This is a genomic window from Streptomyces sp. NPDC037273, from assembly GCF_055603625.1.
The window spans coordinates 421423-433008 of the sequence record NZ_JBVJVO010000002.1 but is presented as its reverse complement, the minus strand read 5'-3'; the positions used below and the strand labels follow the sequence as shown (position 1 = coordinate 433008).

At 74.8% G+C, this 11586-nt stretch carries 11 protein-coding genes and 2 pseudogenes; 4 read left to right on the top strand and 9 right to left on the bottom strand.

The window, feature by feature from the left end:
* A pseudogene (locus ACZ7G1_RS07150) lies at window positions 1–379 on the bottom strand (hypothetical protein); the annotation flags it as partial.
* Window positions 380–432: 53 nt separating this feature from the next.
* Between ACZ7G1_RS07150 and ACZ7G1_RS07145 the strand changes: the two are divergent.
* The gene (locus tag ACZ7G1_RS07145) at window positions 433–765 is read left to right on the top strand and encodes a 5-carboxymethyl-2-hydroxymuconate Delta-isomerase (protein WP_470881519.1); all 333 of its coding nucleotides are present in this window, start codon (window positions 433–435) and stop codon (window positions 763–765) included.
* On the opposite strand, the gene ACZ7G1_RS07140 is transcribed toward ACZ7G1_RS07145, so the two are convergent.
* Entirely contained in the window at window positions 750–1484 is a 735-nt protein-coding gene (locus ACZ7G1_RS07140) for a TetR/AcrR family transcriptional regulator (RefSeq protein ID WP_470881518.1), read from the bottom strand. The genes ACZ7G1_RS07145 and ACZ7G1_RS07140 overlap by 16 nt on opposite strands.
* A 37-nt stretch (window positions 1485–1521) precedes the next feature.
* Between ACZ7G1_RS07140 and ACZ7G1_RS07135 the strand changes: the two genes are divergently transcribed.
* Entirely contained in the window at window positions 1522–1878 is a 357-nt protein-coding gene (locus tag ACZ7G1_RS07135) for a hypothetical protein (protein ID WP_470881516.1), read from the top strand.
* Between the two features lie 27 nt (window positions 1879–1905).
* Here ACZ7G1_RS07135 and ACZ7G1_RS07130 read toward each other — a convergent pair whose 3' ends face one another.
* From ACZ7G1_RS07130 to ACZ7G1_RS07105, 6 genes and pseudogenes are all read right to left on the bottom strand, one after another.
* Window positions 1906–2958 (bottom strand): PDR/VanB family oxidoreductase, encoded by a 1053-nt coding sequence (locus tag ACZ7G1_RS07130; protein WP_470881514.1) that lies wholly within the window; start codon window positions 2956–2958, stop codon window positions 1906–1908.
* Window positions 2958–3842 (bottom strand): metal-dependent hydrolase, encoded by an 885-nt coding sequence (locus ACZ7G1_RS07125; protein WP_470881512.1) that lies wholly within the window; start codon window positions 3840–3842, stop codon window positions 2958–2960. The genes ACZ7G1_RS07130 and ACZ7G1_RS07125 overlap by 1 nt, the downstream gene beginning before the upstream one ends.
* A 168-nt stretch (window positions 3843–4010) precedes the next feature.
* The gene (locus ACZ7G1_RS07120) at window positions 4011–6425 is read right to left on the bottom strand and encodes a hypothetical protein (protein WP_470881510.1); all 2415 of its coding nucleotides are present in this window, start codon (window positions 6423–6425) and stop codon (window positions 4011–4013) included.
* Window positions 6426–6551: 126 nt separating this feature from the next.
* Window positions 6552–7187: a tyrosine-protein phosphatase gene (locus tag ACZ7G1_RS07115; protein ID WP_470881508.1), complete on the bottom strand. Its 636-nt coding sequence runs from the start codon at window positions 7185–7187 to the stop codon at window positions 6552–6554.
* 91 nt (window positions 7188–7278) lie between these two features.
* A pseudogene (locus ACZ7G1_RS07110) lies at window positions 7279–7353 on the bottom strand (hypothetical protein); the annotation flags it as partial.
* Window positions 7354–7462: 109 nt separating this feature from the next.
* Complete coding sequence (locus tag ACZ7G1_RS07105; protein WP_470881506.1) at window positions 7463–8467, bottom strand: NAD-dependent epimerase/dehydratase family protein; 1005 nt, start codon at window positions 8465–8467, stop codon at window positions 7463–7465.
* A gap of 219 nt (window positions 8468–8686) precedes the next feature.
* On the opposite strand from ACZ7G1_RS07105, the gene ACZ7G1_RS07100 reads away from it, so the two are divergent.
* Together ACZ7G1_RS07100 and ACZ7G1_RS07095 are read left to right on the top strand one after the other, a co-directional pair.
* Window positions 8687–9283, top strand: coding sequence for a hypothetical protein (locus tag ACZ7G1_RS07100; protein WP_470881504.1), 597 nt, complete (start codon window positions 8687–8689; stop codon window positions 9281–9283).
* Window positions 9284–9333: 50 nt separating this feature from the next.
* Window positions 9334–10767, top strand: coding sequence for a PepSY-associated TM helix domain-containing protein (locus tag ACZ7G1_RS07095; protein WP_470881502.1), 1434 nt, complete (start codon window positions 9334–9336; stop codon window positions 10765–10767).
* Here ACZ7G1_RS07095 and ACZ7G1_RS07090 read toward each other — a convergent pair whose 3' ends face one another.
* Window positions 10768–11331: a winged helix-turn-helix domain-containing protein gene (locus tag ACZ7G1_RS07090; protein WP_470881500.1), complete on the bottom strand. Its 564-nt coding sequence runs from the start codon at window positions 11329–11331 to the stop codon at window positions 10768–10770. It lies immediately after the preceding gene.
* Between the last annotated feature and the right edge of the window lie 255 nt (window positions 11332–11586).

The following is an 11586-nucleotide window of genomic DNA, read 5'->3' as shown; positions in this document are numbered from 1 at the left end:
GGTAGACCCGCACGAGCGCAGAAAAAGCCCCCCCCCCCCCCCCCCCCCCCCCCCCACCCCCCCCCCCCCCCCCCCCCCCCCCCCCCGCGTCCCGGTCGGTCATCAGCCGGTGCACGTACCCCGCCACCGGCGGCTGCGGCCCCCAGACGTCGCCGTCCTCCCACCACAGCTCGTACGCGCCGACGACCCGGTCGCCGTGGGACGCCAGCCACACCTCGCCGTCCGCGATCCGCGCCCGGAAGTGCTCGGCGTCCTTGCCGCCCGGCTTCCACTGGTCGATCCCGTTCCGCACCATCCAGCGCGCCGCCCCGTCGAACAGCTCCACCAGAACGTCCAGGTCGCGCTCGTCCGCACGCCGGAAGGCCACTTGTGTCGTCATGGAGATCACCGTAAAGGTGTGGCCAGACATCCGTCCCACCAGGAGTGACTTCCATGCCGCAGATCACCGTCGACTACTCCGCGCCGCTCGACCGGCGCGGCTTCGCGCTGGCCCTGCACCTGCTCGTCGCCGAGACCGTCGACACGACGGTCGAGGCCTGCAAGACCCGGTTCCGCGAGGTCGAGGAGCTGGTCGTCGCCGACGGGGCGACCGACGACGTCCTCGTACACGTCGAGATCGCCCTGCTGCCCGGCCGCCCGGACGCGCTCAAGGCGAAGCTCGCCGAGGCCGTCCTCGACCTGCTGCCGGACTACCTCAAGGCCGCCGACGGCGTCCGCCTCACCACCGAGATCCGCGACCTCGACCCGTCCTACCGCAAGCGCTGATCGGGCACGACGACGGGCGTTCCCCCGGCCGCGGGGACCAGCGCGACCAGGCGGGCCACCAGGTCGGCGAAGGGGCCGTCGGCCGGCTCGTCGGCGAGGATGCCGACCAGGATGGCCGCCATGTCCGGGTCGTAGGCCGCGCTCACCGCGGCCAGCGCCGCGAAGTCGTGGACGAGCTGCAACTCCAGCTCCGCGCGCGGAACCCGGCGCCCGTCCAGCCAGAGCAGCGCCGTCGACTCGGCGAGGGAGACCCAGGAACGGACGACCAACTCCAGGCGGGCCGAGGGCTTCTCGACCTCCAGGTGGGCGAGGATCTGCTCGTAGGCGGCCTGCCGGACCTCGTCGATCATCGCGTTGGTCGTGGAGGAGCCGACCGCGGGGCCGCCGCGCATCAGCGCGGCGAAGCCGGGCCCGTGGTCGTCGACGAAGTCGAAGAACCGGCCCATCACACGGAGCAGCCGCGCCCCGAGGGGCCCCTGCGGCGGTTCGAGGAAACGGGCCGCCAGTTCGTCGGCGGCGCGGCGCAGCGCGGCCTCGTAGAGGCTCTGCTTGCCGGGGAAGTAGTGGTAGACCAGCGGCCGCGAGATCCCCGCGGCCGCGGCGATCTCGTCGATGGACACCTCGTCGGGAGAGCGGTGGCTGAAGAGTTCGAGTGCCACCCCGATCAGCTGCTGCTTGCGCTCCTCGACGCCCATCCTGCGGCGTACCCCGGTCGTCATACGAACAGCCTAACGGGGTCCGTTACGCTCCTGCTTCATGAGCGCTTCCGACCAGGACACCCCGGCAGCCGAGGCCCCGGAGACCGACGAGGCCCCCGAGGCCCCCGAGGTCGCCGAGGAGACCGAGGACGCCGCCTCCGGCCTCACCCCCAAGCAGGCGCGACGGCTCGGCGTCGTCGTCGCCTCCGTCCTGCTCGTCGCCCTCGCCGTGGTGCTCGTGGTGCGCCTCGCGAGCCGCACGTCCGTCCTGGTCGTCGGCGTGTACGGCCTCGCGATGATCCTCTGCGGCGTCGTGATCGAGCTCTCGCGCAACGGCCGTACCCGACTGGCGATCTGGCTCCTGGCGTCCGGCCTCGCCGCCGCGCTCGCCTTCGACTGGCTGATCCTGCCCTGAGCCCTCCGGCGGGGCGCAAGACACCCCCTAGAGGTCCAGGACCAGCCGCTTGCCCGCGCAGCGCGAGACGCAGATCAGCATCGAGTCGTCGCGCTCCGCGTCCGTGAGCAGTTCGTCGCGGTGGTCGATCTCGCCCTCCAGGACCCGCTGTTGGCAGGTGCCGCAGAAACCCTGCTGACAGGAGTACGTGATGCCGGGCAGCTCCTGGCGGACGGCGGCGAGGACGGACTGGTCGGCGGCCACCGTCACCGTGCGGCCGGAGCGGCGCAGTTCGAGCTCGAAGGCGGTGCCGCCGGTGGGGGCGGCGGCCGAGAAGCGCTCGAAGCGGGCGGACCGGCCGGCCGGCATCGCCGCGCCCACCGCGTCCATCAGGCCGTCCGGGCCGCAGCAGTAGACGACGGTCTCGTCCGGAAGCGCGCCGAGCCAGCCGAGTTCGGGGTAACCGGACTCGTCCTCGGCGACGACGGTGACACGGTCGGCACCAAGGCGCCCGATCTCGTCCAGGTAGGGCATGGTGGCGCGGCTTCGCCCGCAGTAGACGAGCCGCCAGTCGGCGCCCGCGGCCTCGGCGGCGCGAAGCATCGGCAGGACCGGGGTGATGCCGATGCCGCCGGCGACGAACACGTACGCGGGGGCGCCGACCAGCGGGAAGCGGTTGCGGGGTCCGCGGATCTCGATCTCCGCGCCCGCGTGGAGCTGTTCGTGGACCTCGCGCGAGCCGCCCCGGCCGTCCTCGATGAGGCGGGTGGCGACGGTGTACGCGCCCGGGTCGGCCGGATCGCCGCAGAGCGAGTACTGGCGGACGAGCCCGGACGGCAGGACCAGGTCGATGTGGGCGCCGGGCTGCCAGGCGGGCAGGCCGTCACCTTCCAGGCGCAGTTCGACGACGCCTTCGGCGGGCGTGGACCGGCCGGTGACGAGGACCTTGCGGGGGACGGTGCTGCCCCGGCCGTAGCCGGAGACGGGCTCGTCGAGGGCGGGCATCGGCCAGAGCGGGGCCGTGGACATGCGGCGGCGGACGGCCCTGCGGACGAGCAGGGCGGCGCCTGCGGCGAGGGCGACGGTGGTGAACCGGGGCATCAGTGGCCTCCGTTGGCGCCGGGGGAGGAGGCCAGGTAGGCCATGGCCTGCGCGGTGTCGCCCTCCTGGGAGGGGTGGTAGGCGCGGGACAGGTAGCGGGGTATGGAGCGGAGCATGTCCGGGGTCGACGGCAGCACGCCCTGACGGCCCTTGCGGACGAAGTCCATGAAGGAGGCCTTCGGGTCGAGCAGGCTCGGGTCGTTCTCCATGAAGAAGCGGACGCCCCGCTGCCAGAGGAAGACCAGCGCGGAGAAGGCGAGCGCCCAGGTGCGGGCGCGGCGCCGGTAGCCGCCGTCGAGGTGCATGAACAGCTCGAAGGCGACGGAGCGGTGCTCGACCTCCTCCGCCCCGTGCCAGCGCAGCAGGTCCAGCATCGTCGGGTCGGCGCCGACCCGGTCGAGCGCGTCGGCGTTCAGCACCCAGTTGCCGAGGAACGCGGTGTAGTGCTCGATCGCGGCGATCATCGCGACCCGCTCCATCAGCCACCAGCGGCGCGGCCGGCCGGGCGGCAGCGTCCGGTCGCCGAGCAGCTTCTCGAAGAACCAGTCGACCTGCGCGGTGTACGGCGTGGGGTCGAGCCCCAGCTTCCGCAGGTGGGGGAGGACGTCGTCGTGGGCCTGCGAGTGGATGGCCTCCTGGCCGATGAACCCGATGACGTCCTCGCGCAGCCGGTCGTCGGTGATGTACGGCAGCGCCTGCTTGTAGACGTGCACGAACCAGCGCTCGCCGGCCGGCAGGAGCAGGTGCAGCACGTTGATCGTGTGCGTGGTGAACGGGTCGCCGGGGACCCAGTGGAGCGGGGTCTCCTCCCAGTCGAAGGAGACCTTCCGGGCCTTCAGCTCGACGTGCTCCGACGCCACCGGGGCAGGCTGCGTATTAGACATGACGTCAATGTACTGAGGGGTAGGCCATCGGCGACAGGCCCTTGCACGGCCTTTTTCGGACCGCGACCGGGTGTCTTCCGCGGACCGCGACCGGGTGTCTCCCGCGGACCGCGACCGGCTGCCTTCCCTGGTCCGGCGGCCGGTGCCTTCCCCGGTCCGGCGGCCGCGTCAGCGCAGGGCCGCCCGCCGCGTGCCGTCCCCCAGCGTGCCGTCCAGGTCCGCCCGCGCCCCCGCCTTAGCGGGCACCGCGAGCACCGGGCCGTGCGAGCGGCCCTTCACACCGCCCGACAGCCGGAGGGAGGCGAACTCCGGGCTGCCCGCGGCCAGGACGTACCAGCCGCCGCCCGGCGCCTGCCACAGGACGCCCGCGAGGACACGGGGATCGCGCACCCCGCACGCGGGCGAGCCCTCGGAGCGGGCCGCGAGCGCCGCCGGCACCTTCGCCGAAGGGACCAGGAACTGGGCGAGGACGCGACCGCCCGTGCCCCGCCAGGTCTCCGCGCGCGTGCACAGCCACGTGCCGCGCCCGGCGCCCTCGGGCAGCTCCTGCCGGGCGAACCGCCAGGCGTTGACGGACCGCACCCCGTGCGCGCGCACCGCCGTCAGCTGGCAGGCCGTCCGCGCCCACGCCTCACGCGCCTCGCGCCCGGTCGCGTCCGCCGGAGCCGCCGGCGGGCCCCACAGGAGCCGCGCGGGCGCCAGCTCGCCGAGGTCCGCGAGCAGCCGCGACCCCGAACCGTCCCGCACCTGGAGGGTGTTCCAGCGGACACAGCCCTTCGCCTCCGCCGGGCTCGGCACCGGCTCGGTCACCCCGTACGTGTCCCTGGCCAGCGGCCACGGCTCCTTCGCGGGCGCCAGCAGGTCCCGCACGGCGGCCTCGTGCACCCAGGGAGCCGTCAGATAGCGGACGTTGCCCGAGGCCCTGGACACGACGAGGGCCTCCGAACCGACCGTGTCCGCCCCGTCCGTCCGCGCGAAGTCGAGCGCGGCCCCCGCCGCACCCCCGGTCGGCTCCGCGTACCGCACCGCCCGCAGCCCGTCGTGGAACAGCACCACCCGCGCCCCGTCCACCACCCCGGCGAACAGCAGCTGCGGCGGCCCCATCGGCGGCCCCACCGGCGTCCCCGGCGTCGCCGACGACCGCACCGAGAGCCCGGGCCGCGCCCACACGGCGAGCGCCCGCTTCACCAGCGCCCTGTCCCCGACGAGACCACCGCGCGCCGGCCACACCGAGAAGTCCTGCCGCGTGGAACCCGGCCACACCGCCGGCGGCACCCGCTTGACCGCCCCCGGGTCGAGCGCCGCCTCGGCCGCCGGATTGCGCGCGTACGAGGGCGCGGCAGCACCGTTTCTTCCCCAGCCGTCCCCCGGCAGCCCCAGCAGCATCCCGCACACCGCGAGCGCCGCCACCGCCACCAGCGCCGCCCTCCCGTGCTGCCGCCGCCGCATCAGATCCGTCGGCCGCGCCTGCAAGGCACACGGATCGAACTCGTCCGACTCCAGCAACGCCGCCCCACTGACCCGCCCGGACCGCCCACCCCCGAGCGGCCCGGCGGCGGCGACACCACCAGGGCCGGGGACACCGCCTGCGCCGGGGCGACCACCCGCGCCGGGGACACCACCAGTGCCGGGGGCACCGCCAGTGCCGGGGGCACCGTCCGCGCCGGGGCGACCACCCGCACCGCCCGCGCCGGTGACACCACCAGTGCCGGGGACACCGCCCGCGCCGGTGACACCACCAGTGCCAGGGACACCGCCCGCGCCGGGGCGACCACCCGCACCACCCGCACCCCCCGGACCACCCGCGCCGCCGGTACGGCCACGGCTCGCCGACGGTCCGGACGCCCCGGACCCGTCGGCGCCGCCCGGCGGAAGGTCCGCCCGGCCCCTGCCCGGCCCGCCGGCCCGCCCCCGCCCCGGCCCCGCCTGCTCCCCGACCCGCTCACCGGACCCGCCCGGGGTGACCGGCCCGGCGGGGCCGCCCGGCGCCGAGGCCTCGTCCTCCGGGAGTTCCAGCGCGTCCAGCGCGTCGGCCTCGGCGAGGGCGGCCGCCGGGTCGTCGACACCGGCCGCGGTGAGTACGCGCAGCACCTCCTGGTCGCCCTGCCGCTCCAGGCCGCGCAGGACGTAGGCGGCGCGCCCGGGGCCGGAGAGGCGGGAGAGGTGCTGGTCGAGGGCGAGTTCGTCGGCGCCGCCGACTCGGGGGAAGAGCCGCAGGCCCCACACGTGGGGGAGCAGCGGCGGGAACTGCGCGCGGCGCGGCAGCGCGAGCCGCCGCAGCGGCAGCCCGGCGACGAGCGCCTGCCGCAGCACCTCGCCCCGCACGTACGCGTACCCGGGATCGACCGCGTCCTCGGCGCGCCGCGGCTCCGGCACCGCGGCGGGGCCCGGCACCCGGCGGCGCGGCAGCGAGCGCTGCACGAGCGCGTGCGCGGTCAGCACCCGCCGGTTGCGGCCGAGCGACGGCGGCAGCACGAGATAGGCGATGCGGACGAGACGCGGATAGCGCTCGACGAGCGCGGCCTCGGCCTGCTCGACGTCGACGGGGCCCACGGGCGAGGGAACGAGATCCTGGGTGCTCACGTTCAGCAGAACGAGCGATTCTTCCGATGGTCACCCCGGCCGCCACGCGGCGCCGGGTCCCGTGTCCCGCCCGGCTCGCGTCACGCCAGGCCCCGCGTCACGCCAGGCCCGCCCGGAGGGGGAGATTCAGGCCGAGGTCACCGTCAAGCGCTCCCGGATCAGCTCCGTCACCTCGTCGTGGACCCCGAGCCCCTCCCGTACGTACTTCTCCATGGAACCGTGGCGGACCGCCACTTCGTCCAGCGCCGCGTCGAGGTACTCCGGCAGCACTCCGATCAGGTCCAGCGCCAGCTGAGGGTCGCCGCCCTGCGCCGTGAAGCCCTCGATCATCGGCGCGAAGGCCTGGCGCACGGCCGGGTTCACCGCCAGGTACTCGCTCCGCACGGTCTCCTCGTCCGCGCCGAGCAGCGACAGCACGATCGTGGCGGCCCAGCCCGTCCGGTCCTTGCCCGCCGAACAGTGGAACAGCAGCGGGCCGGCCCCGGGCGTCCCCAGCTCGCCGAGCAGGGCGCGGTAGGAGGCACGGGCGGAGTCCCCGGAAACGAAGGTCCGGTACGTCCGCTCGAAGGCCTCCCGCACCCGCCCCCCGCCCAGGTGCTCCTCCGCGAGCGCCGGATCGGAGAGCAGCGTCTTCAGCCGCGCGGCCGGCGGCAGTCCGCTGCCCGCCAGCTGGTCGCCGAGCACGTCCGCGACGAGCAGCCGCGCGTCCGCCGGCAGCCGGTCGGGCCGCTCCGCGCGCTCCCGCTCCGTCCGCAGGTCCACGACCGTACGGATGCCCGAGGCCCGCCACCACCGGCTCCTCGGGCTCCAGCCGGTCGAGCTGCGCCGCGCGCAGCACCCGGCCGGCCCGCACCGACCGCCCGCCGCCGAGCGGCAGCCCGCCGAGGTCACGGAGATTGGCGACGGAGGTGGCGGGGATGGCGGGCATGGCGTCGGCTCCTCCGGTACGCGCGAATGGGGACAAACTTCGTACACCGTCGTACCGACCGTAGTGGATCACCCCGCGACAGGCAGGTCGGAGCCGTACGCCCCGGCCCTCACTCCCCGGACGCGGACAGCTCCGCGAGGACCTTCCGCTCCCGCTCGGCGGAGAGGCCGACCGGCGGCCGGTCGGGGCGCTGCGGCGCGGTCCCGCCGATCGACCGCAGCCAGGCCCAGGTGTCGGCGACCGTCTCGGCCACCGGCCGGCAGCGCAGCCCGGCGGCGACCGCGCGGGAGACGTCGGCCGCGTGCAGCGCGTCGTACGTCTCGCCCGGCGGCACCCACACGGGCAGCTCCGTCCAGGGCTCGACCCCGGCGCCTTCGAGCACCTCCGGCGCCGCCCACCGCAGTTCGGCGTCGGATCCGGTGACCCGCACACAGACGTCGAGGAGCTCGCCCATCGTCGCGTGCCCGGCCGGCGAGATGAGGTTGTACGGCCCCGAAAGCCCGGCTGCCACCGCGTCCAGCGTCCACCCGGCCAGGTCACGGACGTCGACGTACTGGATCGGCAGGGCGCGCGGCCCGGGCGCCAGGACCTGGCCGCCGCGCGCGATCCGGCCGAGCCACCAGGGGAGCCGGCCCACGTTCTCGTACGGGCCGAGGATCAGCCCCGCCCGCACGAGCAGCGTCCGGTCCGCCCCGAAGGCCGCCGTCGCGGCGAGCTCGCCGCCCCGCTTCGCCTCCGCGTACGGCACGTCCCCGTCGTCCTGCGAGCCCTCCACCAGCGGCCCGTCCTCCGCCAGCCCGGCGGCCGGGGGCCAGGAGTACACGGACCGGCTCGACACGTACGCGTACCGCCCCACCCGGTCCGCGAGCAGCCGCGCCGCGTCCCGCACCGCCGACGGCGCCGCCGACCACGTGTCCACGACGGCGTCCCACGACCCGCCTTCGAGCGCGGCCAGGCCCCCCGGCGCCGTCCGGTCCCCGATCAGCGACACCGCTCCCGCCGGCGGCTCGTGCCGGCCCCGGTGGAACACCGTCACCTCCCAGCCCCGCCCCAGCGCCTCCTCGACGACCGCGCGGCCGACGAACTCCGTACCTCCGAGCATCAGCAGTCTCATGGTCCGAAGCCTGCCCGGCCCGCCCGGCCCCGATGAAGGGGTTCCGCTCCCGGAGGATTCCGCCACGGGAGGAACGATGCCGGAGGCCCTCTCTTCGGCCATTCGGCCGGGATGAGACCATGACGCACGATGACGGACGCCCGGTCGCCCCTGCGCGCACTACGAGCCGCACTTTTCGCGGTGGTGTGCGTGGCCTTGGCAGCCGTGGGGCATTCGTCCATGTCTGCGCACGAACTTCCGCCCTCCACGCTCCTCGCCGCCCTCGCCGCGACGACCGCCCTCGCCTGGACCGCCGCCGGCCGCCGCAGAGGCACCCCGACGATCGCCGGCGCCCTCCTCACCCTCCAGGGCGCCCTCCACCTGACCTTCTCGACGACGGGCGCGCACCAGCCGGTCTCCGCCGCGATGCCCGCCATGCCCGCGATGCCCGGCATGGCCCCCACGCACGCGCACGCGATGAGCGGCATGAGCGGCATGGCCGACCACACGGCGACCACCGCCACGGCCGCGCCGACCGGATCCGGCGCCGGCATGCTCGCCGTCCACCTCCTCGCCGCGCTCCTCTGCGGCCTCTGGCTGGCCCACGGCGAGGCCGCCTTCTTCACCCTCGCGCGAGCCGCCCTCGCCTACGCCTTCACGCCCCTGCGCGCGCTCTTCGCACGCGTGCGCGTGCCCGACGCCCCGCGCCTGCCGAACCGCCGGCCGCGCCGCGACGCCCACCGCCCCCACACCGTCGTCCTCGCGCACACCCTGTCCCGGCGCGGCCCGCCCCGACTGTCCGCACCCCGCGCCAAGACCCTCGGAGCACACGTCTGACCGGGGGTCCCCTTCCCCTGTCTGCACCGAACTCCCGAGGACAGTCAGTCATGACGACCATCGACGATCCCGCACGCCCGGACACCCCGGACACACTCGAAGCGAAGCCCGCCGACACGCCCACCAGGCGGGGCGGCACCTGGAGCGCCCTGCGCCCCCTCGTCCTGCGCCTCCACTTCTACGCGGGCGTTCTCGTCGCCCCGTTCCTCCTCGTCGCCGCCGTGAGCGGCCTGCTGTACGCGCTCTCCTTCCAGGCCGAGAAGGTCTACTACGCGCACGAACTCGAAGTCCCCGTCGGCGACACCACCCTGCCGCTCTCCCGGCAGGTGGAGACCGCGAAGGCGGCGAACCCGAACGGCACCGTCACCGCCGTCTGGCCCGGCGCCGAACCCGGCGCGACGACCCGGGTCCTGATGGCCGACCCGGACGCGCCCGAGGACGCCTCCATGGCCGTCTTCGTGAACCCCTACACCGGTGAGGTGCGCGGACAGCTGCCCAGCTTCGGCAGCTCCGGCGCCCTGCCCCTGCGGACCTGGCTCGACGAGCTCCACCGGGACCTGCACCTCGGCGAGACCGGCCGGATCTACAGCGAGCTCGCCGCGAGCTGGCTGTGGGTGATCGCCCTCGGCGGCCTGCTGCTCTGGCTCGGCCGCCGGCGCCGCAACCGCCGCGCCCTGATCCTCCCCGAGCGCGGCCCGAAGTCCCGCCGCCGCACGCTCTCCTGGCACGGCTCCGTCGGCCTGTGGGCCGTCACCGGCCTCGTGCTGCTCTCGGCGACCGGTCTCACCTGGTCGACGTACGCGGGCGAGAACATCGGCGCCGTACAGGACGGTCTCGGCGGCGCCACCCCCACCCTCACCGCGACCGTCGGCTCCGGCGCCGGCTCCTCCTCCGAACACGAGGGCCACGGCGCCGGACACTCCCCGGCCGCTCCCGCCACGGGCACGGACATAGGCCTCGACAAGGCGGTCGAGGCGGCCCGCGCGGCCGGCATCGACAGCCCGCGGATCTCGGTCAAGCTGCCCGCCGACGGCAACGGGTACGTGGTCAAGGAGACCGACACGCAGTTCCCGGTCCAGCTCGACTCGGTCGCCGTGAACCCGGCGGACGGCACCGTCCTCGACCGCCTGGCCTTCGCCGACTACCCGCTCCTCGCCAAGCTCACCCGCATCGGCATCGACGCGCACACCGGCGTGTTCCTGGGCCTCTTCAACCAACTGGCCCTCGCCGCCCTGGCGCTCGCCCTCGTGCTGCTCATCCTGTGGGGCTACCGCATGTGGTGGCTGCGCCGCCCGGGCCGCCCGGTGGCCCGCGGCGCCTGGCGGAAGGTCCCCGTGACCCTGCTCCTGCCGCTCGCGGCCGTCACGGCCGTCGTCGGCTGGTTCGTCCCGCTGCTCGGCCTCAGCCTGCTGCTCTTCCTCGCGGTCGACCTCACCCTCGCCGCCCTGGCGAAGGTGAGGGCACGCTCCGGCCGAACCGCCTGATCAGGGCGTGTACTTGTAGCCGACCCGCCGCACGGTCTGGATCGTGTGGCGGTGCTCGGCCCCCAGCTTGCGGCGCAGCCGGGCCACATGGACATCGACCGTCCGGCCGTCGCCCACATGCCCGTACCCCCACACCGTCGTGACCAACTGGTCCCGCGTGTGCACCCGGTGCGGGTTCCCCACCAGATGCGCCAGCAGCTCGAACTCCAGATACGTCAGGTCCAGCGCCTCCCCGTCCACGAACGCGATCCGCTGCACCCCGTCGATGGCCACCGGCCCCTGCTCCTCCACCGCCACTCCCGCCGCGACGGGAGCCGGTACGGCCGCGGGCGCCACCGGCAACTGCGCCTGCTGATCGGCGGGTACGAGCACCAGGTACCCCACCATCGGCGGGCGCCCCGGCAACGTCGGCAGCGCGTGCTGCGGCGCCGGCAGCAGCGTGGCACCCGGCGGCAGGAAGCTCGCCACCTGCGAGAAGTCGACGACCTCGTTCGGATCGACGGCACGCAGTCGATGCCGACCAGGACGAACGGCGGCAAGAGAAGCGGTCTGGGTCTGGGCCATGGCAAATCAGCTCTTTCGCGCGAAGAAACGGACGGAGAGATCTCGTACGTCGTGCGCGTCGGCCGAAGGCCGCAACCGGCTCGTACCGGTCAGGGCGTTAGAGGGCCGACGCGTTCCTCACGCGTCGACAGCACCGGTCGAAGTCGTGGTGCGCCCGGGTAGGCCAGAACGGCTCGAGGTCGTGGCGACCCGTCGCGGTGTCGTTCTGCATGATGGCCATATCCCTATTGAACCAGAAGGGAATGCCGCCGACGA